Annotated in this window: 20 protein-coding genes and 1 pseudogene; 8 read left to right on the top strand and 13 right to left on the bottom strand. The window is 45.9% G+C overall.

Features of this window, described 5'->3' with window-relative positions:
* Positions 1–20: 20 nt before the first annotated feature.
* From rlmD to mazG, 3 genes are all read left to right on the top strand, one after another.
* Positions 21–1,343, top strand: coding sequence for a 23S rRNA (uracil(1939)-C(5))-methyltransferase RlmD (rlmD, locus tag OC443_RS26170; RefSeq protein ID WP_073583780.1), 1,323 nt, complete (start codon positions 21–23; stop codon positions 1,341–1,343).
* A gap of 98 nt (positions 1,344–1,441) precedes the next feature.
* Positions 1,442–3,664: a GTP diphosphokinase gene (relA, locus tag OC443_RS26165; protein WP_073583778.1), complete on the top strand. Its 2,223-nt coding sequence runs from the start codon at positions 1,442–1,444 to the stop codon at positions 3,662–3,664.
* Between the two features lie 62 nt (positions 3,665–3,726).
* Positions 3,727–4,518 (top strand): nucleoside triphosphate pyrophosphohydrolase, encoded by a 792-nt coding sequence (gene mazG, locus OC443_RS26160; RefSeq protein WP_073583776.1) that lies wholly within the window; start codon positions 3,727–3,729, stop codon positions 4,516–4,518.
* Positions 4,519–4,562: 44 nt separating this feature from the next.
* Here mazG and OC443_RS26155 read toward each other — a convergent pair.
* Positions 4,563–5,216: pseudogene (locus OC443_RS26155) on the bottom strand (substrate binding domain-containing protein); the annotation flags it as partial.
* Between the two features lie 119 nt (positions 5,217–5,335).
* Between OC443_RS26155 and tnpA the strand changes: the two are divergent.
* Positions 5,336–5,773 carry an IS200/IS605 family transposase gene (tnpA, locus tag OC443_RS26150; protein WP_073580231.1) on the top strand — a complete coding sequence of 146 codons (438 nt, stop codon included), beginning with the start codon at positions 5,336–5,338 and terminating at the stop codon, positions 5,771–5,773.
* Between the two features lie 81 nt (positions 5,774–5,854).
* Here tnpA and yggU read toward each other — a convergent pair whose 3' ends face one another.
* The 10 genes from yggU to metK all read right to left on the bottom strand — a co-directional run bounded on the left by yggU (position 5,855) and on the right by metK (position 13,019).
* Entirely contained in the window at positions 5,855–6,142 is a 288-nt protein-coding gene (gene yggU / locus OC443_RS26145; protein ID WP_073586614.1) for a DUF167 family protein YggU, read from the bottom strand.
* Positions 6,142–6,699 carry a YggT family protein gene (locus OC443_RS26140; RefSeq protein ID WP_073586613.1) on the bottom strand — a complete coding sequence of 186 codons (558 nt, stop codon included), beginning with the start codon at positions 6,697–6,699 and terminating at the stop codon, positions 6,142–6,144. Before OC443_RS26140 ends, yggU begins: the two co-directional genes overlap by 1 nt.
* Before the next feature lie 45 nt (positions 6,700–6,744).
* Complete coding sequence (proC, locus tag OC443_RS26135; RefSeq protein ID WP_073586612.1) at positions 6,745–7,566, bottom strand: pyrroline-5-carboxylate reductase; 822 nt, start codon at positions 7,564–7,566, stop codon at positions 6,745–6,747.
* A gap of 58 nt (positions 7,567–7,624) precedes the next feature.
* Positions 7,625–8,353, bottom strand: a complete 729-nt coding sequence (locus OC443_RS26130) for a YggS family pyridoxal phosphate-dependent enzyme (RefSeq protein WP_073586611.1) — start codon at positions 8,351–8,353, stop codon at positions 7,625–7,627.
* Between the two features lie 75 nt (positions 8,354–8,428).
* Positions 8,429–8,845, bottom strand: coding sequence for a Holliday junction resolvase RuvX (gene ruvX / locus OC443_RS26125; RefSeq protein ID WP_073586610.1), 417 nt, complete (start codon positions 8,843–8,845; stop codon positions 8,429–8,431).
* 32 nt (positions 8,846–8,877) lie between these two features.
* The gene (locus OC443_RS26120; protein ID WP_073586609.1) at positions 8,878–9,441 is read right to left on the bottom strand and encodes a YqgE/AlgH family protein; all 564 of its coding nucleotides are present in this window, start codon (positions 9,439–9,441) and stop codon (positions 8,878–8,880) included.
* 31 nt (positions 9,442–9,472) lie between these two features.
* Complete coding sequence (gene gshB / locus OC443_RS26115) at positions 9,473–10,429, bottom strand: glutathione synthase (RefSeq protein ID WP_073586608.1); 957 nt, start codon at positions 10,427–10,429, stop codon at positions 9,473–9,475.
* Positions 10,430–10,442: 13 nt separating this feature from the next.
* A complete protein-coding gene (rsmE, locus tag OC443_RS26110; RefSeq protein WP_073586607.1) occupies positions 10,443–11,174 on the bottom strand; it encodes a 16S rRNA (uracil(1498)-N(3))-methyltransferase in 732 nt (243 codons plus the stop codon).
* A gap of 117 nt (positions 11,175–11,291) precedes the next feature.
* Positions 11,292–11,825 carry a SprT family zinc-dependent metalloprotease gene (locus OC443_RS26105; RefSeq protein WP_234976483.1) on the bottom strand — a complete coding sequence of 178 codons (534 nt, stop codon included), beginning with the start codon at positions 11,823–11,825 and terminating at the stop codon, positions 11,292–11,294.
* 42 nt (positions 11,826–11,867) lie between these two features.
* Entirely contained in the window at positions 11,868–13,019 is a 1,152-nt protein-coding gene (gene metK / locus OC443_RS26100; RefSeq protein WP_073586606.1) for a methionine adenosyltransferase, read from the bottom strand.
* Between the two features lie 385 nt (positions 13,020–13,404).
* Between metK and tkt the strand changes: the two genes are divergently transcribed.
* Positions 13,405–15,402 carry a transketolase gene (gene tkt, locus OC443_RS26095; protein WP_262021795.1) on the top strand — a complete coding sequence of 666 codons (1,998 nt, stop codon included), beginning with the start codon at positions 13,405–13,407 and terminating at the stop codon, positions 15,400–15,402.
* 76 nt (positions 15,403–15,478) lie between these two features.
* On the opposite strand, the gene OC443_RS26090 is transcribed toward tkt, so the two are convergent.
* Positions 15,479–17,137 carry a hypothetical protein gene (locus OC443_RS26090; RefSeq protein WP_143169347.1) on the bottom strand — a complete coding sequence of 553 codons (1,659 nt, stop codon included), beginning with the start codon at positions 17,135–17,137 and terminating at the stop codon, positions 15,479–15,481.
* Positions 17,138–17,457: 320 nt separating this feature from the next.
* Here OC443_RS26090 and epd point away from each other — a divergent pair, with 320 nt between their 5' ends.
* From epd to fbaA, 3 genes are all read left to right on the top strand, one after another.
* Positions 17,458–18,486 carry an erythrose-4-phosphate dehydrogenase gene (gene epd, locus OC443_RS26085; RefSeq protein ID WP_073583828.1) on the top strand — a complete coding sequence of 343 codons (1,029 nt, stop codon included), beginning with the start codon at positions 17,458–17,460 and terminating at the stop codon, positions 18,484–18,486.
* A 156-nt stretch (positions 18,487–18,642) separates the two neighbouring features.
* On the top strand, positions 18,643–19,806 hold the full coding sequence (locus OC443_RS26080; protein WP_073583826.1) for a phosphoglycerate kinase: 1,164 nt from the start codon (positions 18,643–18,645) through the stop codon (positions 19,804–19,806).
* 155 nt (positions 19,807–19,961) lie between these two features.
* Positions 19,962–21,038 (top strand): class II fructose-bisphosphate aldolase, encoded by a 1,077-nt coding sequence (fbaA, locus tag OC443_RS26075; protein ID WP_073583824.1) that lies wholly within the window; start codon positions 19,962–19,964, stop codon positions 21,036–21,038.
* Positions 21,039–21,117: 79 nt separating this feature from the next.
* On the opposite strand, the gene serA is transcribed toward fbaA, so the two are convergent.
* The gene (serA, locus tag OC443_RS26070) at positions 21,118–22,347 is read right to left on the bottom strand and encodes a phosphoglycerate dehydrogenase (protein WP_073583822.1); all 1,230 of its coding nucleotides are present in this window, start codon (positions 22,345–22,347) and stop codon (positions 21,118–21,120) included.
* Positions 22,348–22,351 lie beyond the last annotated feature (4 nt).

The following is a 22,351-nucleotide window of genomic DNA, read 5'->3' as shown; positions in this document are numbered from 1 at the left end:
GATATAGACAGATATATTGTATGGCACAATTTTTTCGCCCCGGGAAGCGAACTTCACCGACATCCAAGCATCAACTGATCCACATTGAACGGATGGATCACAAAGGTGCCGGCATCGCTTATCAGGGGGGCAAACCTATTTTTGTTGATGGCGCTTTACCCGGTGAACAGGTACTTGTTCAACTGACAGAGAATAAAAGTAAGTATGCGCGGGCCCGGCTGATCGACGTGAAATCAAAGTCTTCTTCACGTCAGAATCCTTTTTGCCCTCATTATGACTCGTGCGGCGGTTGCAACCTCCAGCATCAGGCCCATGAAGAACAGGTGCATTACAAGCAGGAAACCCTGCGCCAGCTGATGGAAAAAATCGCTGGCCAGAAGATCACCTTATCCACCCCGGTGACGGGGGAAGATCAGGGATACAGACGCAGAGCAAGATTAAGTTTGAAATGGGACACAAGACAGAAAAAACTCGCGTTCGGTTTTCGTAAAAAACAAAGTAATAATATTATCAATGTGTCAGAATGTGCAGTGCTGGCACCTGTGCTGGAACAATTACTTGTTCCGTTGTATGAGCTTTTTCAGACATGTTCCCGGCCTGAAAAACTGGGGCATGTAGAGTTGATTGCTGTTCACTCCGGGCCTGTCATGCTTTTAAGAACGATGGGGCATCTTCCGGACTCTGATATCCACAATATAGAGTCATTTGCAATCAGTCGTGGTATCACATTATATATGAAACCGGGCGCTGAACAGGCGGAGTTGTTAACCGGAGCGTCTCCCGGATATGATGAAACCGGAGTGTATACCGCATTTCAGCCCCATCATTTTATTCAGGTGAACCGCACTGTGAATCAGGCAATGGTGTCTCAGGCTTTGCAATGGCTGCAACTTACGCCTGATGACCGGGTGCTTGATTTATTTTGTGGTATTGGCAACTTTAGTTTGCCTGTTGCAAAACAGGTGAAATCTGTTGTAGGGGTGGAAGGTATTGATGACATGGTGGCTCAGGGAAACCGGAACGCGGCATTGAATCAACTGACAAACTTAAATTTTTATCAGGCAAATCTTGAACACGATGTCACTGAAAATCAGTGGGCAACAGAGCGGTTTGATAAAGTATTGCTTGATCCTGCAAGAGCGGGAGCAAAAGGGATTATTGATCTGACAGGTCAATTTGGTGCAGAGCGGATAGTTTATGTTTCCTGCGATCCGTCTACGCTTGCGAGAGATACACAAAGCTTACTCAGGCAGGGATATCAGTTAGAAAAACTGGGTATGCTGGATATGTTTCCTCACACCAGTCATCTGGAGTCAATGGCATTATTTGTCAAAGGTGGCTGACTGAATACATGGAACTGACTGACTCAGGATCCGGATGTGTCAAAGTGAACTCTGTTGAATGAGTCAGGTCGAATCAAAAAAAACCGGGATGAAGACAGATGGTTGCGGTAAGAAGCGCACATTTAAATGTTGATGAACAATTTGAATTAGATCGGTGGATTGAAGGCTTGGTTCAGGATCCGGCGGTTGCAGGCAGGCTCAAACAGACCTACCAGCACATAGAAAGTTTGGTTGTTGATGAGTCGGAAGGTCCGTTATTGTTGTGGCGGGGAAGGGAGATGATCGAGATTCTCATGACCCTGTCGATGGACGAAGACACCATGGTGGCAGCACTGCTCTTCCCTGTTGTGACTTGCGACCTGTTTGATCTTGAGGTTCTGGAGGAACACTACGGCAAAGAAATCATTAAACTGATTGATGGTGTTGTAGAAATGGCCGCCATTGGTCAGTTAAATGTTTCTTTGCAAGGTGGTGAAGCTTCGGCTCAGGTGGATAATGTCCGCCGGATGCTGCTCGCGATGGTTGATGACTTTCGATGTGTTGTGATCAAACTGGCCGAGCGGATTTGTAATCTGCGGGAAGTCAAAGATCAGCCTGATGAGCAGCGTCGTCAGGCTGCGAAGGAATGCGCTAATATTTATGCGCCGCTGGCAAACCGGTTGGGCATTGGTCAGCTGAAGTGGGAGATGGAAGATTATGCTTTCCGTTATCAGCAGCCGGATACCTATAAACAAATTGCCAAACAATTGTCTGAACGCCGGATTGTACGTGAACAATATATTCATGATTTTGTTGAAGATTTACATCAGGAAATGGCTTCGTCAAATATAGCTGCGGAGGTTAGTGGCCGGCCGAAACATATCTACAGTATCTGGCGGAAAATGCAGAAGAAAAATCTGGCATTTGATGAGCTGTTTGATGTTCGGGCAGTACGGATTATTGCTGAAAAACTGCAGGATTGTTATGCGGCGCTTGGTGTTGTTCATACCAAGTACAAACATTTACCCAGTGAGTTTGATGATTATGTTGCCAACCCGAAGCCTAATGGCTACCAGTCCATTCATACGGTGATTTTAGGCCCAGAAGGGAAAACGATAGAAATTCAGATCAGAACGCGGCAGATGCATGAAGAATCTGAATTAGGGGTTGCCGCACACTGGAAATATAAAGAAGGCAGTTCAGCTGGTCATCGTGGCTATGATGAAAAAATTACCTGGCTGCGTAAACTGCTTGACTGGCAGGAAGAGATGTCAGATTCCGGTGAGATGCTTGATGAATTACGTAGCCAGGTATTTGATGACCGTGTGTATGCCTTTACGCCAAAAGGTGAAGTTGTCGACCTGCCTATGGGGGCAACGCCACTGGATTTTGCTTATCACATTCACTCTGAAGTCGGGCATCGTTGCATTGGTGCGAAAGTTGGCGGGCGTATCGTACCGTTTACGCATCGGTTAACGATGGGAGATCAGGTCGAAATTATTACCGCTAAGGAGCCGAATCCTTCCCGTGACTGGCTGAACCCGGCTTCCGGGTTTGTTCACTCAGGTCGTGCCCGGGCCAAGATTAATGCATGGTTCAGAAAGCAGAGCCGGGAGAAGAACCACGAAGCAGGCCGGGAGATTCTGGAAACTGAACTGGGCAAAATCGGTGCAACGCTGAAAGATGCTGCAGATTATTCACTGAAGCGGTTTAATGTCAATTCTCCTGATGAATTGTATGTTGGTATCGGTAGTGGTGACTTGAGAATTAATCAAATTATCAATCATATCAATGCACTGGTGAATAAGCCGACTGCTGAAGAAGAAGATAAGCTGGCCCTGGAAAAATTACAGGAAAAAGAAGAGAAAACCACACCACCTTCTGCGCCCGGAAAAGATGCCGTTGTTGTTGAAGGCGTTGATAACCTGATGACACATCTGGCGCGTTGCTGCCGGCCGATTCCCGGCGATGATATTAAAGGGTATATCACGCAAGGACGGGGAATCTCTGTTCACCGCAGTGATTGTGAGCAGCTGGAAGAGCTGCGGCATCATGCGCCGGAAAGAATTATTGATACCGTCTGGGGGCGTGGTTTGCTTGGGTCTTACGTGCTGACGGTCAGGGTTGAGGCGATGGAAAGAAGCGGCTTGCTGAAAGACATCACGACATTGCTGGCGAATGAAAAAATAAAAGTGACCAGTATGAAAAGCCGTACTGATCACAAGCGTCAGCTGATCTATATGGATTTTGATCTTGAACTGACCAGTGTAGAGGTGCTGAGCCGGGTTTGCTTGCGCATAGAACAGACAAAAGATGTCCTGTCGGTCAAGCGGCTGGGATAGGCTGGATCGAATATAAAAAAGCGAGGTTTTCCTCGCTTTTTCTTTAAATAAACAGAGGATTTATGTCACATCCAATTGAACAACTGAAACAGATTATGACCAGACTAAGAGATCCGGAGTCTGGTTGTCCCTGGGATTTGAAGCAGACTTTTGAGACGATTGTGCCGCATACCATAGAAGAAACATACGAAGTGGTTGATGCAATTCATAGCGGGGATTGGGAAAACCTGAAAGAAGAGTTAGGGGATTTTGTTTTTCAGGCTGTTTTCTATTGTCAGCTGGCACAAGAGCAGGGACTATTTGATTTTGATGATGTGATTCGGGGTGTGAATGAAAAATTGATCCGGCGTCATCCTCACGTCTTTGATCAGCTGGAAGTAGAAGATGAAGCTGAGATTCAGGCGAACTGGAATAAAATTAAGGCAGAAGAAAAAGCACAGGCAGGGAAAACTGAACAGAGTATTCTGGATGCTGTTCCTGCTTCTCTGCCCGCATTAAGCAAAGCGAACAAATTGCAGTCCCGGTGCGCTAAGTTTGGCTTTGACTGGGATACACTGCCACCTGTGGTTGAAAAGGTTCAGGAGGAGCTTGATGAAGTGATGGCAGAAGTGAATCATCCTCAGCCGGACCAGACAAAAATTGAATCTGAACTGGGGGATTTACTCTTCTCTGTGGTGAATTTATCACGACACCTGAAGTGTCATCCTGAAACTGCGCTCACTCGTTCAAACCAGAAATTTATTCGTCGTTTTAAAGGCGTGGAAGCGATAGCCCGGTCAAAGGAGAAGCCTTTGACCGGGCTGACTTTAGCTGAACTCGATGCCATGTGGGATCAGGTAAAAGCGAAGGAATAGGGCTGTCACATGTCCTGTCCGGCGACGTTTATACATACTGGTGATTACTGAATCCCGGTGGATTCCGTTTCACCGGAAAAATAGTGACCAATATCCAGGTATCTGGTCCGGATATGCTCAATCAGCAGCCTGACTTTATTTTGGGGTTGCCGGGTGAAAGGATAAACAGCATAGACCCCCAGGTTTTTTCCGGCCTGATGAGCAAATAATTCGTTCAGCAAGCCCTGCTGTAAATCCTGATAAACGAGGCATCGTGGCACATACGCGATGCCATAGCCACTCAACACTGCTTTTCTGAGTGCGACCGCATTATCAGTTGATAAGTTGCCGGATACCCTGATGAAATATCGTTGCTGGTGGTGAATGAATTCCCACTCATTCGCGCCGGTTGTCTGACCTGTATACAGCAGGCAGTTATGATTGACCAGATCTGCCGGTTGGTATAATTCTTCACTGTGGGCAAGATATTCCGGTGAAACACAGACCACCCATTGTGAATTGAGAATATGCCGGGCAATTAAGCTTGAATCTTCCAGATTATTTGTCCGGATGACCAGATCATATCCACCTTCCACTAAGTCAACAAACTGATTGTTCAAAGACATGTCGATAGTCAGCCCCGGATTCATCTGGCAGAATTCCGCAACCGTATCGGCTAACAGGAGTTCGCCCGAAATGGTTGGAACTGACATTTTCATTGTCATCCCTAAACCACCGCCTTGGGCGGTGGTGATTGAACCTTGGGGCTATTGCCCGAAGAAATGCCCATGTTAGAAGTAAACCTCTTATTCACCACAAGTAAGAGGAAACAAAAAACATGGGCGACTATAGAAGTTCATCACATGTCTATTGGCGTTGTAAATACCATATAGTTTGGACGCCGAAATACAGATTCAAGATCCTGAAAGGTAACGTAGGTAAGGAGCTTTATCGCTCAATCTATATTTTATGCAATATGAAAGATTGCGAGGTCTTGGAACTAAATGTTCAGCAAGATCATGTTCATCTGGTTGTGATAGTTCCACCAAAAGTGTCTATCTCAACGTTGATGGGGATGTTGAAAGGACGTTCGGCAATCCGGTTGTTTAACAAATTCCCGCATATAAGAAAGAAGCTCTGGGGAAATCATTTTTGGGCAAGAGGTTACTTTGTCGATACGGTTGGCGTAAATGAAGAAATCATCAGACGTTACGTCAGACACCAAGATAAGAAAGATCAAGAATACGAGGCGCAGTTAGAGTTGAAGATGAACTAACAGCGCGAGAATGCTCCCTTTCAGGGGGCTGTAAACCAAAGCCGCCTTCTAAGAAGGCGGATTTTTACTATCGGATATCGTTTATATGAGCGCCTGAAAAGCGGGGGGTATGTCTGCCGGAGAATGGATTCTGACCTGTTTATGTCTTCCCAGTTCTCCTTTTTCTATTTCAACCCGGCTTTTCGCGACTTTGAACTGTTTCGCCAGATATTTGGTCAGATGGGCGTTGGCTTTACCGTCCACCGGGGGCGCGGTAATCGCAATTTTAATTTCTTCCCCGTGAATGCCAACCACATTATCCCGGCTGGCTTTCGGCTGGATATACAAATTCATAACCACATCTTCACCATCTCTGCGAATTGCCTGCATTATAGCTGGCCCCAGATTGGACCGATGAAGTTGCCAATCAGGATATTCAGGAACTGAAGCAGGATAAATAACACCAGGATGCTTAAGTCTATGCCTCCCAGATCGGGCAGGATACGGCGGATCGGTGCCAAAAATGGTTCGGTAATTTGCATAAACACATATTCAATCGGGCTGCGTCCCTGACTGACCCAGCTCAGAATCGCTCTGATCAGCAGTACCCAGAACAGCAGACCGCCAGCCGCTTTTACCAGAGCCAGCAGGCTGAGGTAAAAATAGTAAGGCTGAAAACCAAATGAACCTTGTGTGGCAACCAGCACCAGAATGGTAAATTTCAGGACGCAGAGAACATAGGCGAACACCAGTGTTGCCAGATCTATGTTGCCGACAGAAGGGATGATCCGGCGCAACGGCGCCACAACAGGTTGTGTTGCTTTGACGACAAACTGTGAAAACGGGTTATAGAAATCAGCGCGTGCGGCCTGAAGCCAGATGCGCATAATCACAACCATGATATACAGGTTAAACAGGGTAGAGATGAGAAAACTAATCGCATTCATATATTGCCCTTACTCAGACTGATTACGCTTTCAGTAAGCGTCTGTTTAAAATAATTTTTCCATTTCTTCAGCGCGGCTGACCGCTGCTTGCATTGCTTTAGCCACAATGTCAGATAAATGATGTTCGTTGAATGTTCTGATGGCTTCTGCGGTTGTTCCGCCTTTTGAGGTGACCTGTTCCCGAAGGGCAGATAACTCAGTCTCACCGTTTGCTTTGACCATCTCTGCTGCGCCGATGGCCGTCTGCTGAACCAGCAATCGTGCCACTTCCTGATCAAATCCCTGAGCCACGGCTTCTTTTTGGATCGCTTCCATGAACAGGAAAAAATAGGCTGGCGCACTGCCTGCCGCGGCAATGATAGCATTGATTTGCGCTTCATGCTGAACCCAGCATATTTCACCGGTTGCCTCAAAAAGATGGGTTGCAAAGGTTTTGTCCGTGTCGCTGACCTGCGGGGTGGCAAATAAACCACTCATCCCACGGTTAATCAGGCTCGGTGTATTTGGCATGACCCGGATTAAGTTCAGATCCGGTGTGTTCAGCATTTCACCGATGCGGCTGCAGGTGACACCGGCAGCAACTGAAATCACCAGTTTGTCTGAAAAGTCGACTTCTTTCAGCTGGTCACAGACTGTTTTAAGCAACTGAGGCTTAACGGATAAAATAATAACTTCGGCCTGCGCTGCTGCAGAGAGGTTGTCATGTGATGTATTGATACCGTAGGTGTCAGCTAAAGGAATCAGACGCTGGTTTCCCGGCGCAGTTGCTGTGATGGCTTTGGCCGGATACTGGCTGCTGATCAAACCTGCAATAATCGCTTTCGCCATGTTTCCGGCACCGATAAAAGCAATTTTTCTGTGTTCCATGAAGATTCCTTTGTCTGTGTTGTGAGTGTCAGCGACCGTCATCGTTGGCGGCTGTTATTTATTGCTCTTTCGGACGGGAATTACCCGGACGATAGTCCCGTGCCCCGAAAATCGCGGTTCCTATTCTTACAATGGTACTTCCTGCCTCGATTGCGGCTTCCATATCGCCGGTCATTCCCATTGACAGTGTATCTGCAGAGGGATAATCAGCCTGAAGCCTTTTCTGTATTGTTGCCAGCTGATGAAATGCAGCGAACTGGGAATGATGGTCAGAAACATTTTCCGGAATCGACATCAATCCTCTTAAAGTGAGGTTCGGTAATGAAGAAATCAACCGGGCAAGTTCGGCTATTTCATTTTCACTGATGCCGGATTTGGAAGATTCCCCGCTGGTATTGACCTGAATCAGTACCTGAAGCGGCGGTAAGTTGTCAGGGCGTTGATCATTGAGCCTTTGCGCGATTTTGGCACGGTCAACGGTGTGAACCCATGAAAAATTTTCCGCAACCGGGCGGGTTTTGTTGGATTGAATCGGCCCGATAAAATGCCATTCAAGATCTTGCTGCGGGAAGTGTTCAGAAAAATACTGTACTTTGTCTGTCCCTTCCTGCACATAATTTTCACCAAAGGCTCTCTGACCGGCGCCCATCGCTTCGATAATTGCTTCGACAGGTTTGGTTTTGCTCACAGCCAGCAAAAGAACGTCGTCACCGCTTCTTGCGGATGTGTCTTTCGCTTTGTTTATCCGGGCTTGCAGCGCAAGGATATTCTCTTTGATTGTATTCATGATGATGTATTCGCCTGATATCATTTCCGGGTCAGTTTGTCATGTCTGGCGGATTGAATTCAACTTTGTGATCAATCAGTGATATTCAAACCAGCTTTCAAGAATCACCACCGCAGACTGGCAGTCAACATTGCCTTTTTTCAAAGCCCGGTAGCCGCCTTGTTCAAAAATAGTGGCTCTTGCTTCTGTTGTGGAGAGCCGCTCGTCATGTAATTCAACCGGAAGGCCGAAGCGCCCGTGTAAACGATTGGCAAATTTTCTGGCTCTTGGGGTGATGGCTTCCAGATCTGCGCCGTGAAGATCAGTGGGCAGGCCGACAATTAACAAATCGGGTTGCCACTCTTTGATCTGTTTTTCAATCTCATCCCAGTTGGGGATGCCATCTTTGGCCTGAAATGCTTTTAAAGGTGAGGCTGTCGCGGTTATTTCCTGGCCAATGGCACTGCCGATGCTTTTTGTACCAAAATCAAAAGCCATAATCGTTTTAGACATAGGTTCAGCTCTATCCGGATTGATGATTATAGTCAGGCATGACCGGCATTTGTGGATAATTGCGCCGGAGAAATACCTAATTTTTTTAATGCTTTATTCCATTTTTCATGGACAGGTGTGTCAAAAATAACTTCAGGATCGGCTTCGATAGTCAGCCATGAGTTTTCCGCCAGTTCACTTTCAAGCTGTCCGGCTTCCCATCCTGAGTATCCTAATGCCACAATATAATTGCTGGGCTCGGCGGCGGTGCCCAGCACTGCCAGAATATCTTTTGAGGTCGTGACTGCCAGATCGTCGGTCATTTTAACGCTTGATTCGTAGTAGTCACCGGGACGGTGGAGAATGAAACCCCGGTCGGATGCAACCGGACCACCATTGAACACCGGCTTTTGCAAACTGCTCGTCTGGTCCTGAGGATAGGCTGGTTCGACATCGACTTGTTTCAGCATGCCCTCAACGGTGATATCAATCGGGGCGTTAATCATCAGCCCCATTGCACCGGCTTCGTTATGTTCACATATATAAATCACACTATGCCTGAAATAAGGATCATTTAATCCGGGCATAGCAACGAGAAAGTGATTGGCTAAATTCATGCAGTTCACCTTTAACAGTGAGGGACTTCCCTCACATTGCCAGTGCTTTGATCCGGCGTTCAATGGCATCCATTAATTTGCCGGTAATGGAAATATCAAAAGCAGCTTCAATTTCTTTTACGCAAGTCGGGCTGGTGACATTAATCTCTGTCAGTTTATCACCGATGACATCCAGTCCGACAAAAATGAGTCCCTTTTCTTTCAAAGTCGGCCCGATGGCTTGAGCGATTTGCAGGTCTGTTTCACTTAAGGGACGGGCCTCGCCTGTGCCGCCGACTGCCAGATTACCCCGGGTTTCACCTTCAGGAGGAATCCGCGCCAGACAATATGGCATAGGTTCGCCATCAACAATCAGAATCCGTTTATCACCATTACTGATATCAGGAACAAAAGCCTGAGCCATACAGTAGTTTTGTCCGTGACTGGTTAATGTTTCAATGATCACTGATAAGTTTGGATCATTTGCTTTCACCCGAAAGACAGACGCACCACCCATGCCGTCCAGCGGTTTCAGGATAATATCCTGATGTTGTTTCTGGAATGCTTTAATTTTTTCAGCCTTCCTTGTCACTATCGTGTTTGGCGTCAGTTCCGGGAACCAGGCGGTAAATAGTTTTTCATTACAATCCCGCAGACTTTGTGGTTTGTTGACGATCAAAGCACCATCTTCTTCTGCTTTTTCAAGGATATAAGTGGCATAGATATATTCTGTATCAAACGGCGGATCTTTGCGCATCAACACAGCATCGAGACCGGCAAGTTCAATGGTTTGTGAAGAAAGAATATCGAACCAGTGATCCGGATTATCCTGAAGACGGACAATTTGTGTATCAGCAACTGCAACCCCTTGTTCAAGGTGAAGTCCATTCATTTGAATGTAATGAATTTCGTAACCACGACGCTGTGCTTCCAGCATCATTGCAAAGCTTGTATCTTTCTTGATATTGATGGATTCAATCGGATCCATCACAACGCCTAGTTTTATCATTCTCTTTACTCCGTTAACCCAGATCGCCGAAGCGAACCTGGAGTGCGGCTATTGCCGTTAATGCTGTTGTTTCCGTGCGCAGAACTCTCGGGCCCAGTAAGATTTCCTGAAACTGGTGTGTCCGGGTCATCTGGATTTCTTCTGCGCTTAATCCGCCTTCCGGGCCGATTAATAGCCGGATATGCCTGACCGGGTCCGGTAAGGTATTAATTGAAAAAGAAGCTCTTGGGTGTAAATTGAGTCTGAGTGCATCGGTTTCTTCAGCGCACCATGCCTGCAGGGGCATCACGGGTCTGATTTCAGGGACGACATTTCTGCCGCACTGTTCGCAGGCTCCAACCACAATTTTTTGCCACTGGTGTAACTTCTTCATGAAACGTTTTTGATCCAGTTTGACACCACACCTTTCCGATAATAATGGCGTGATCGTATTCACACCCAGTTCAACTGATTTTTGAATGGTGAACTCCATTTTATCGCCTCTGGAAATAACCTGACCCAGATGCAAATCGAGCGGAGATTCACAAGTTTTGTCTTCAGAGGAAAGCACCATTGCAGTGACTGATTTTTTACTGACTTCTGTCAGTGTTGCCGGGAATTCAAAACCACTGCCATCAAACAATATAATTTCCTGGCCTTCCTGCATCCGGAGGACTCGTCCGATGTGGCTGGATGCATCTTCGCTCAGAGGTACCTGAAGAGAAGTCCGGAGGGGAGCGGGATGATAAATTCGGGGAATTCGCATGATAATTTCCTGACAACCACTTTGTACTGAATTTCGGGAATAACTCTACTTTACCAGACTAAATGGGCATTGGATGACTAAATTACAAGGTTTTTCGGCGACTTTATCTTTCCTTCTTTATGAAAGTTGCTTCCCTGTATAAGTTAATTGCTGGTGGCACTGGCTGCACCGGTAGGTTGCCTGTTGACGTATTATTTTGTTGTGTCTGCGAATCGTTAGTGCGTGTGACTGGCATCCGCAGCGGTATTCAAATGTTTTTCCTGCCACTGAGGCGATATTAAAGTCATGTGTTGTGTCGGGTGGCAGGTCAAATACGGCTGTCATGATATATTGCCATTCTTTGCCATGAGGCCGGACACGGCCATATTGAGAAAAAGTGAGCAGGTGGGCGATTTCGTGGGGGATTACCTGTGTGATAAATTCATGCTGATTTTCTGTGAACAAAACCGGGTTGAGGCGAATTTCCCATAGCTGGAGATACGCTTTCCCGGCGGCTTTGCCGCGTAATTTATAGTTGAGTTCAGGCAAACGAAAAGAAGTGTCGTAATGCTGAGAAGCAATTGCAATGCAGTGGCTGATTTTATCGACAGCCTGTTGGTGAAGTTGTGCTGTGATGACCTGAGCTGGTTTTAAATTCATAGCGATTGTCATGAAAATCCCCCCGAAACGGGGAGATGATACCAAATCACTGAATTACAGACCGGCAAAGTCACGCAGCTGTTCGACTTTATCGGTTGCTTCCCATGGGAATTCATTCCGGCCGAAGTGGCCATAAGCGGCCGTTTTCTGGTAAATCGGTTGTAACAGGTTCAGCATTTCCTGTAATCCGTAAGGACGCAGGTCGAAGTACTGACGGACGGCATTCACAATGACATCCTGGGTGACTTTTTCTGTACCAAATGTTTCAACCATGATCGATGTTGGATCGGCAACACCGATTGCATAAGACAGTTGAATTTCACAACGGTCTGCCAATCCGGCTGCGACAATATTCTTTGCCACATAACGGGCAGCGTAAGCCGCTGAACGATCGACTTTGGATGGATCTTTTCCGGAGAAAGCACCACCACCATGACGGGCTGCGCCACCATAGGTATCTACAATGATCTTCCGGCCGGTTAAACCACAGTCGCCCATTGGGCCGCCAATCACAAAGCGTCCGGTTGGGTTGATAAAGAACTTGGTCTCTTTACTGAGCCATTCTGCAGGTAAAACGGGTTTAATGATCTCGTCCATCACTGCTTCTCTCAGATCGGCTGTCGAGATGTCTTCGCTATGTTGAGTCGAAAGAACGACAGCATCAATCCCGGCAATTTTTCCCTGATCGTACTGGAAAGTGACCTGTGATTTTGCATCCGGGCGTAACCATGGCAGGGTTCCGTTTTTCCGGACTTCGGACTGACGCTGTACCAAACGGTGTGCGTAAGTCACCGGGGCAGGCATCAATACATCAGTTTCATTGGTTGCATAGCCAAACATAATCCCCTGATCACCGGCACCCTGTTCTTTTGGATCTGATTTATCAACACCCTGATTGATATCCGGCGACTGTTTACCGATGGTATTCAGTACAGCACATGAATTTGCGTCAAATCCCATATCTGAGTGGGTATAACCAATGTCACGCACTGTTTTACGGGTTAATTCTTCAATATCAACCCAGGCTGAGGTTGTGATTTCCCCGCCAACCATGACCATGCCTGTTTTGACATAAGTTTCACAAGCGACGCGTGCTTTCGGGTCTTGCTTTAAGATGGCATCGAGTACGGCATCAGAGATCTGATCTGCAATTTTGTCCGGATGTCCTTCTGATACAGACTCGGAAGTAAACAGGTGTTTTGTCATGAGAACCCCACTTAGGTTGTGAGCAAACTTGCCTTTACTCAAAAATTTACAGGAATACATCCCCCGGCTATGCACTTAAGCTGTTACAGCCTTTCACTTAAAGATCATTTTTGAATTATCATTCTCAGGGGACAGAAAGATGTTTTCACATCTAGACGTCTATTTTATTGAGTGAGATTTTAAATACAAGCTATTTTTTGACATAGATCTATTCAAGTATTTGCTTAATGAAAATGACGATGGCTAAGTTATCAGTACACGTGATATTTAAATCGACGGTACAGGTCATCCTTTTCATGAGGAAATCGTTTGCACAGTTTGTAGGGCTTTGCGACAATACAGCGCGTTTTAATTTTGATTTTGCTTTACGACATTAGGAGCTGACATGTCTTCCCACAAACGTCTTGCTAATGCAATTCGTGCCCTGAGCATGGATGGTGTTCAACAGGCTAATTCCGGCCACCCGGGTGCCCCAATGGGGATGGCTGATATTGCAGAAGTGCTCTGGCGCTCTCACCTGAATCATAATCCACAAAACCCAAACTGGGCTGACCGCGACCGGTTTGTTTTATCCAACGGCCATGGTTCAATGCTGGTTTATTCTTTGCTGCACTTAACCGGATATGCTCTGCCAATCGAAGAGCTGAAGCATTTCCGTCAGCTACATTCGAAAACGCCGGGTCACCCGGAATATGGTTACACCGCGGGTGTTGAAACCACCACCGGCCCGCTGGGTCAGGGCATCACCAACGCGGTTGGAATGGCACTGGCTGAGAAAGCACTGGCAGCTCAGTTTAACCGTGAAAATCATGACATTGTTGACCACTATACCTATGCATTTTTAGGGGATGGTTGCCTGATGGAAGGGATTTCTCATGAAGCCTGTTCACTGGCTGGTACGCTTGGACTGGGCAAACTGATCGCTTTCTGGGATGACAACGGTATTTCTATCGATGGTGAGGTTGAAGGCTGGTTCAGCGACGACACACCAAAACGGTTTGAAGCGTATGGCTGGCACGTGATCCCGGCGGTTGACGGCCATGATCCTGAAGCGATTGAAGCTGCGATTCAGGCCGCAAAAGCGGAAACCGGTCGTCCAACCCTGATTTGTGCGAAAACCATCATCGGCTTTGGTTCACCGAATAAATCCGGTTCACATGACTGTCACGGTGCACCACTGGGCCATGATGAAGTGGCGGCAGCCCGTGAATTCCTTGGTTGGGAACATGGTCCGTTTGAAATTCCGGCAGATGTTTATGCAGCATGGGATGCCAAAGCAGCCGGTGCAGCAAAAGAGTCAGCATGGAATGAAAAGCTGGCGGCTTATGAAGCAGCGCATCCGGCACTGGCAGCTGAATTTAAGCGCCGGGTCAATGGTGAACTGCCTGCGGAATGGGAAGCGCAAGCCAGCGCAATTATTGCAGATTTACAGGCGAATCCGGCCAATATCGCTTCCCGTAAAGCGTCTCAGAATGCCCTGGAAGCTTTTGGTAAACTCCTGCCAGAATTTATGGGCGGCTCTGCCGATTTGGCACCGTCAAACCTGACCATGTGGTCGGGCTCAAAATCACTGACTGCTGACGATGCTTCCGGGAACTATATCCACTACGGTGTACGTGAATTCGGTATGACAGCTATCATCAACGGGATTGCGCTGCACGGTGGTTTTATTCCTTACGGTGCCACCTTCCTGATGTTTATGGAATACGCACGAAATGCGATGCGGATGGCGGCACTGATGAAAGTGCAGAACATTCAGGTCTACACCCATGACTCAATTGGTCTGGGGGAAGACGGTCCGACGCACCAACCGGTTGAACAGATAGCTTCACTGCGTTTAACGCCAAATATGAGCACATGGCGTCCGTGTGACCAGGTGGAATCTGCGGTTGCATGGAAACTGGCGATTGAGCGTAAAGATGGCCCGACGTCGCTGATATTCTCGCGTCAGAATCTGGCACAGCAGGAGCGGACTGCAACACAGGTTGCGGATATCGCGAAAGGCGGTTATATCCTGAAAGACTGTGCAGGTACACCGGATCTCATCCTGATTGCAACCGGCTCAGAAGTCGAGCTGGCGGTTCAGGCAGCCGCTGTGTTAACGCAGGACGGCAAACAGGTTCGCGTTGTCTCTATGCCAGCGACAGACCTGTTCGATAAACAGGATGCAGCTTATCGTGAATCGGTTCTGCCGGCGGCTGTGACGGCTCGTGTGGCAATTGAAGCGGGTATTGCCGATTACTGGTATAAATACACCGGTCTGAACGGTCAGGTGATTGGTATGCACAGCTTCGGTGAATCAGCACCGGCTGGTGAGCTGTTCAAACTGTTTGGCTTTACGGTTGAAAATGTGGTTGATGTGGCGAAGTCCGTGCTTCATTAAGATTCCCACTATTTGATTATGTTTAAACCGGGCTGAATTTTCAGCCCGGTTTTTTTATTTGCGGTTTACCTGTTCTTTATTTACTTAATCCAGTCTCTTCAGTTTCCTTGGATACGTGTCCGGAGAAATGTATCCGGTACAGTTTTAATCCATATTTTCCCTGAGCGGTTAACGATAACCATTGTGGCGCTGTGTGCTGGTCAAGCCGGTTGATCAGCGAATTTTTGCCGGACTGTTGTTTGAGTAAAGTGCTTGCATTGTCGTTGCCGATCAGGATGTAGTTAAATTTGTTTTCCTCCAGCAACTGACGATATCCGGACTCTTCCTCTCCGGTCAGAATTTTAATTGCCAGTGTATTTCCTCTGATATTCCTGTGATAGGGCGCTGAGATAACAGCATTGTCAGTTAACGTCAGAATCGGTGTACCAAATTCAATCGGTGCGAGAATTTTTTGCCGGACAATCTGGTGTTGTTTTAAGAAACGGACGACTTCGGGTTTACTGTTTTCTTTCGATACACCCGGTTTGATTTCCGGATGAAATTGCTGGTTAATCATAAAAGAGGTAATTGTAATGCAGGCAGGCATACAAATGATTGCCAGTATCATGCCTGCGATCACGGAAGGTATTTTCCTGATACAGTAAATGACAAAATAGGCCTGAAATGGCGCGGCGATAATAAAAATCAGAAAAACAGTTCTGGCTTGCCAGAAAAGCGCCGGGAGAATGAGTAACAGCATCACGAGATAAAGCTGTTTCAGTCTTTCGTTATGTCTGATAAAGATGACTGAAAGTAAAGCAGGGATAATGCTCAGCAGATAGTTATGCTGACCAAATAAGCCTTCCTCTTTTATATATCCAATGATCGAAATAGCTTCGGAGACTTTTGAGAGCCAGAACTGATTGAGCAACGCCGGATATTGGTAATAAACACCAAGAAACACTTCAGGACTAAAGAGCAGCATGGGAAAAAGGCTGATTATTCCAATCAGTAAGTATTTGATGATGCGGTTTGCCGGACGCCGGAAGTAAACTGATAACTGACAGAATATCAATCCGCATAGCAGGCAAAGTAAATAAGGCCATGATAGAGCGTCTATCTGTTTGTTGGTGAATTCGGCAACCGGACGATTCAGCAGACAGAAACAGAATGAAAACAGTATCGCGCTGAGACATAACGTCCGGCAGAAAAAGACAAATCGCAGAGAATGACTGTAACCCCTGATTGTTAAGTACAGGAGTAATAATCCGAAAAATATCAGGTTCTCCAGTCCTGTCCAGAAAGACAGGGCCAGAAGAAAGCCGCAAATGATAGCTGACCGGGTCGATTTGCAATCATCATGGTTCAGTGGCAGCAATGCGATAAACCAGGCAGCAAGCAATAGCTGAATATTATGGTGATCAATTGAACCGGGGAAAAATTTACCTGTCAGGTGAGTACTTAACAAATAAAAACAGGCCAGAACCATATAATCATTTCCCATGATTCGTGCCGTCAGTTTCCCCGCAGCTGCCGTGATACCAAGCAGATAGAGCCCGGGAACAGTGATCATCGCAATAGCATATGCCGTTTCAGGCGAAGTAAAAGGTTTGACGAGAATTGATACTAAAGCCAGCGGAATATCCGGTAACCTTGACCAGTGGATCAGAACGCCGTCCTGAGGATTAAATCCGGAGATGGGCTGTAAATACCATCCGCCATGTTCAACCCACTGTGTGAATTGAAAATACCTCATAAAATTATCATTATCATAGAGGTTCAGAGAAAAAACATCACCCGCAGAGGAATAAATGAAAAACAGGTAGAAAACCAGATTTATCAATAAAACGAAAAACAGTTTATGGCCAAATGGTGTGTCGGTCCGGGGGGGCTGATTATTTTGCATCACTTCACTTTGAGTCACGGTAAAGGACTTCTCTGAATTTCAGGGTGAAAATTTGTTTGTAAAAAGAGTAGAATGACTCCCGTCTTTTTTTAGCTTAGTCAGCATATTGAATATATGCAGCGTTATTTTTTCAGGAATTTTTTAACTGACATTGGATGTAACTCAGAATTATGCTCAGAATTGCGATTAACGGTTTTGGCCGGATTGGCAGAAATGTACTCAGGGCTCTGTATGAGAGTGGAAAGAACCATCAGATTCAGGTTGTCGCGGTCAATGAATTAGCAAACCCGGATGGAATGGCACACTTACTTCAGTATGATTCCAGTCACGGGCGGTTTTTTAAGCGGGTGAGTCATGATCAGGAACACTTATACCTGCACCATGAGAATGGTGAATTTGATCCGGTGCGCATCCTGCATTTGCCGGAAATCAGATTGTTACCCTGGCAGGATTTAGACATTGATATTGTCTTTGACTGCACGGGTGTTTACGGCAGCCGGAATGATGGTCTGGCGCATATCGAAGCCGGAGCAAAAAATGTGCTGTTTTCTCATCCGGGAGAAAGTGATATCGATAATACGATCATTTATGGCGTCAATCATGAAACATTATCTCCTGAACACAGAATTGTTTCTGGTGGTTCATGTACAACCAACTGTATTGTGCCTGTGATTAAAGTGCTTGATGAAGCTTTTGGCATTGATTCCGGGACGATTACAACCATCCATTCATCCATGAATGACCAGCAGGTCATCGATGCTTACCATAATGATTTACGCCGGACACGGGCTGCAAGCCAGTCAATTATTCCGGTGGATACCAAGCTGCATAAAGGTATTGAACGCATTTTTCCTAAGTTTTCAGACAAGTTTGAAGCTATCTCTGTCAGAGTGCCGACGGTAAACGTCACGGCGATGGATCTGAGTGTCTCAGTGAATACAAATGTGACAGTTAATGACGTAAATCAAACCATAATTGATGCTTCTCAGTGTACATTACATGGCATTGTTGACTATACTGAAGCACCGCTCGTTTCTATAGATTTTAATCACGATGCGCACAGTGCGATTGTTGATGGATCGCAAACCCGTGTGAGTAACGGACGTTTGGTTAAAATGCTTGTTTGGTGTGATAACGAATGGGGCTTTGCAAACCGTATGCTGGATACTGCTCTGGCTATGTATGCATTGAAACAGTGAAATAACGGGGCAGAATAATTATTTATTTTTGAGAATGAAATAAATAAGATAATTCCCGGTAAAATAACCCCTTGAGGTAAAATTATGAGAGCTCGGCAGGGGAGCGGAGCTTTTAAATATTTTTTATTTTAATATTACAATTTGAGAGGACTGAATATGTCTGTAATCAAGATGACGGACTTGGATCTGGCTGGTAAACGTGTATTTATCCGTGCTGACCTTAATGTACCTGTAAAAGATGGAAAAGTAACTTCTGATGCCCGTATTCTTGCATCATTGCCTACTATCAAGCATTGCCTTGAAGCTGGTGCAAAAGTTATGGTGACTTCTCACCTGGGACGCCCGACTGAAGGCGAATACGCAGAAGAGTTCTCTCTACAGCCTGTTGTTAACTACCTGAACGATGCGCTGGATTGTGACGTTAAACTTGCAAAAGATTATCTGAATGGCCTTGACCTGAATGCGGGTGAACTGGTTGTTCTGGAAAATGTTCGTTTTAACAAAGGCGAGAAAAAGAACGACGAAGAACTCTCTAAAAAATATGCTGCGTTATGCGATATCTTTGTGATGGATGCATTCGGTACAGCTCACCGCGCTCAGGCTTCAACCCATGGCGTTGGTATGAATGCAGCCGTTGCATGTGCAGGACCTCTTCTTGCAAACGAACTTGATGCGCTTGGTAAAGCGATGGATAAACCAGCCCGCCCAATGGTTGCTATCGTTGGTGGTTCAAAAGTTTCTACGAAACTGACAGTTTTAGAGTCATTGTCAAAAGTGGCTGATCAGCTTGTTGTTGGCGGCGGTATCGCAAATACATTTATTGCTGCGGCAGGTCACAACGTTGGTAAATCTTTGTATGAAGCCGATTTGGTTGATACTGCGAAAAAGCTGATGGAAGATTGCGCAATTCCGGTTGCAACAGATGTTGCCTGCGCAAAAGCATTTGATGAAAATGCTGAAGCTGAAATTAAAAATGTCAGTGAAGTCGCTGATGATGACATGATTTTTGACCTGGGCCCTGACTCAACAGCGGAACTGGCTGAAATTCTGAAAAATGCAAAAACAATTCTTTGGAATGGTCCTGTTGGTGTGTTTGAGTTCAAAAACTTTGAAGCAGGCACAAAAGGCATCTCTGAAGCGATTGCATCTTCAGAAGGTTTCTCTGTTGCAGGTGGTGGTGACACACTTGCTGCAATTGATAAATTTGGTATCAAAGCAGACGTATCTTACATTTCAACGGGTGGCGGTGCTTTCCTTGAGTTTGTTGAAGGTAAAGTGTTGCCGGCAGTTGAAATGCTGGAAGCACGCGCGAAAGCTTAATTGATTGCTGTGTCGGGAGCCTGTTTGTGGCTCCCGCTCTTGTATACTGCACAACAATGTGAACTTTGCTAAAATGTTACACGTTGTTCGCTGATTTTTATAAGTTTCACTTTTAATTCGTTTTATATAAAAACGACAAAAAATAGGATCGGACCATGTCTAAGGTTTTTGATTTTGTAAAACCAGGTGTTATTTCTGGTGATGATGTACAGAAAGTATTTGAAGTTGCAAAAGAAAATAAATTTGCACTTCCGGCTGTAAACTGTGTAGGTACAGATTCTGTCACTGCTGTACTTGAAGCAGCAGCGAAAGTTAAATCACCAGTTATTGTTCAGTTCTCTAACGGTGGCGCAGCTTTCTTTGCTGGTAAAGGTGTGAAGCTGGAAGGCCAGGGCGCTCAAATTCTGGGTGCAGTTGCTGGTGCTAAATTTGTTCACACTGTTGCTGAAGCTTACGGTGTACCAGTCATTCTTCATACTGACCATGCAGCGAAAAAATTACTGCCATGGATTGATGGATTACTGGACGCAGGTGAAAAATTCTTTGCTGAAACGGGTAAGCCTCTGTTCTCTTCTCACATGCTGGATTTATCTGAAGAGTCTCTGGAAGAAAACGTTGAAACCTGTGCTAAGTACTTAGAGCGCATGGCAAAAATGAACATGACAATCGAGATTGAACTTGGTTGTACTGGTGGTGAAGAAGATGGTGTTGATAACTCTGATATGGATTCTTCAGAGCTTTACACATCACCAGAAGATGTTGCATACGCTTATGAAAAATTGAATGCTGTGAGCCATCGTTTCACGATTGCTGCTTCATTTGGTAACGTTCACGGCGTTTATAAGCCAGGTAATGTGGTTTTAACACCAACAATTCTGCGTGATTCACAGGCTCATGTTTCTGAGAAATTCAATCTTCCAGCGAACTCTCTTAACTTCGTATTCCACGGCGGTTCTGGTTCAACGGAAGCTGAAATTCAGGAATCAATTTCATACGGTGTTATCAAAATGAATATCGATACTGATACACAGTGGGCAACCTGGGATGGTGTTCGTCAGTATGAAGCTGATAACCATGATTACCTGCAAGGTCAGATTGGTAACCCAACTGGTGATGATGCACCGAACAAGAAATACTATGATCCCCGCGTTTGGTTACGCGCTGGTCAGGCATCTATGGTTGCACGTCTTGAAAAAGCGTTTGCTGACCTGAATGCTGTTGATGTCCTTTAATTAGCGATATCTGATTCGATAGAAAACCCGCTCAACGAGCGGGTTTTTTAATTGTCGTTTCATACATACACAAAAGCGATTAGTGAAGAATTCTTGCTTTGATTGTTCCTTCAATTGCTTTGAGTTTATCCAGTGCTTCCTGTGAACGGGCTGTTTCAACATCGATAACCACATAACCGATCTCTGCCGTTGTTTGAAGGTATTGCGCTGCAATGTTGATATCATCCTGAGCAAAGATGGTATTGATCTGGTTCATAATCCCCGGACGGTTTTCGTGGATATGAAGTAAACGTGAGCAATTACGCATTGCAGGCAGAGAAACCTCCGGCATATTGACACTGGAGAGTGTTGAGCCGTTGTTTGAGTATTTCACAATTTTACCGGCAACTTCGATACCAATATTTTCCTGAGCTTCCTGTGTTGAGCCCCCGATATGCGGCGTCAGCAGCACATTATCAAACTCGATAAGTGGTGACTCAAACGGGTCTGCATTTGTCTTCGGTTCAGTCGGGAATACATCAATTGCAGCACCGGCTATATGCCCTGATTTAAGCGCCTGACTCAGGGCTTCGATATCGACAACGGTTCCACGGGCTGCATTGATAAAGATAGAATTCGGCTTCATCGCAGCAAATTCTTCTGTCGACATCATGTTTTTGGTTTCAGGTGTTTCCGGAACGTGCAGTGTGATGACATCACTTTTTCCAAGCAATTCCTTCATCGTTGACACCTGGTGAGCGTTACCGAGGGAAAGTTTATTTTCAATATCATAAAAATAAACCCTCATCCCGAGGTTTTCCGCGATAATACTCAGCTGAGTCCCAATATGGCCATATCCGATGATTCCCAGGGTTTTACCACGGGCTTCGAAGCTATTGTCGGCACTTTTTTTCCAGATACCACGATGCGCAAGTGCATTTTTTTCCGGGATGCCGCGTAATAACAGCAGGATTTCGCCCATAACCAATTCAGCAACGCTACGGGTATTGGAGAAAGGCGCATTAAATACAGGAACTCCCCGTTTGGCTGTTGCTTTCAGATCAACCTGATTTGTTCCGATACAGAAACAGCCGATACCAACCAGTTTTTTGGCTGCATCAATGACTTTTGCATTCAGGTTAGTCCGGGAACGAATACCAACAAAGTGGGCATCTTTTATTGCTTCAAGCAAATCTTCTTCAGCTAATGAACCTTTATGATATTCAATATTGGTGTAGCCGTCAGCCTGAAGGATTTCAACTGCAGAAGGGTGAACACCTTCAAGCAGCAGGATTTTAATTTTATTTTTATCGAGTGAAAAATTGGCCATTCAT

Origin of the sequence: Vibrio quintilis (assembly GCF_024529975.1) — a bacterium.
Taxonomy (GTDB): Bacteria; Pseudomonadota; Gammaproteobacteria; order Enterobacterales; family Vibrionaceae; genus Vibrio; species Vibrio quintilis.
This window is presented reverse-complemented; position numbering and strand designations above follow the sequence as displayed.

Excerpts from the sequence above, each read along its gene's own strand:
- metK (WP_073586606.1), bottom strand. The coding sequence starts at position 13,019 with ATGACAAAACACCTGTTTACTTCCGAGTCTGTATCAGAAGGACATCCG.
- epd (WP_073583828.1), top strand. The coding sequence starts at position 17,458 with ATGCTCAGAATTGCGATTAACGGTTTTGGCCGGATTGGCAGAAATGTA.
- OC443_RS26105 (WP_234976483.1), bottom strand. The coding sequence starts at position 11,825 with ATGACAATCGCTATGAATTTAAAACCAGCTCAGGTCATCACAGCACAA.
- OC443_RS26120 (WP_073586609.1), bottom strand. The coding sequence starts at position 9,441 with ATGAATTTAGCCAATCACTTTCTCGTTGCTATGCCCGGATTAAATGAT.
- relA (WP_073583778.1), top strand. The coding sequence starts at position 1,442 with ATGGTTGCGGTAAGAAGCGCACATTTAAATGTTGATGAACAATTTGAA.
- OC443_RS26080 (WP_073583826.1), top strand. The coding sequence starts at position 18,643 with ATGTCTGTAATCAAGATGACGGACTTGGATCTGGCTGGTAAACGTGTA.
- rsmE (WP_073586607.1), bottom strand. The coding sequence starts at position 11,174 with ATGCGAATTCCCCGAATTTATCATCCCGCTCCCCTCCGGACTTCTCTT.
- OC443_RS26140 (WP_073586613.1), bottom strand. The coding sequence starts at position 6,699 with ATGAATGCGATTAGTTTTCTCATCTCTACCCTGTTTAACCTGTATATC.
- proC (WP_073586612.1), bottom strand. The coding sequence starts at position 7,566 with ATGGAACACAGAAAAATTGCTTTTATCGGTGCCGGAAACATGGCGAAA.
- rlmD (WP_073583780.1), top strand. The coding sequence starts at position 21 with ATGGCACAATTTTTTCGCCCCGGGAAGCGAACTTCACCGACATCCAAG.
- yggU (WP_073586614.1), bottom strand. The coding sequence starts at position 6,142 with ATGCAGGCAATTCGCAGAGATGGTGAAGATGTGGTTATGAATTTGTAT.
- serA (WP_073583822.1), bottom strand. The coding sequence starts at position 22,347 with ATGGCCAATTTTTCACTCGATAAAAATAAAATTAAAATCCTGCTGCTT.
- ruvX (WP_073586610.1), bottom strand. The coding sequence starts at position 8,845 with ATGTCTAAAACGATTATGGCTTTTGATTTTGGTACAAAAAGCATCGGC.
- gshB (WP_073586608.1), bottom strand. The coding sequence starts at position 10,429 with ATGATAAAACTAGGCGTTGTGATGGATCCGATTGAATCCATCAATATC.
- tnpA (WP_073580231.1), top strand. The coding sequence starts at position 5,336 with ATGGGCGACTATAGAAGTTCATCACATGTCTATTGGCGTTGTAAATAC.
- OC443_RS26130 (WP_073586611.1), bottom strand. The coding sequence starts at position 8,353 with ATGAATACAATCAAAGAGAATATCCTTGCGCTGCAAGCCCGGATAAAC.
- tkt (WP_262021795.1), top strand. The coding sequence starts at position 13,405 with ATGTCTTCCCACAAACGTCTTGCTAATGCAATTCGTGCCCTGAGCATG.
- mazG (WP_073583776.1), top strand. The coding sequence starts at position 3,727 with ATGTCACATCCAATTGAACAACTGAAACAGATTATGACCAGACTAAGA.
- fbaA (WP_073583824.1), top strand. The coding sequence starts at position 19,962 with ATGTCTAAGGTTTTTGATTTTGTAAAACCAGGTGTTATTTCTGGTGAT.
- OC443_RS26090 (WP_143169347.1), bottom strand. The coding sequence starts at position 17,137 with ATGAGGTATTTTCAATTCACACAGTGGGTTGAACATGGCGGATGGTAT.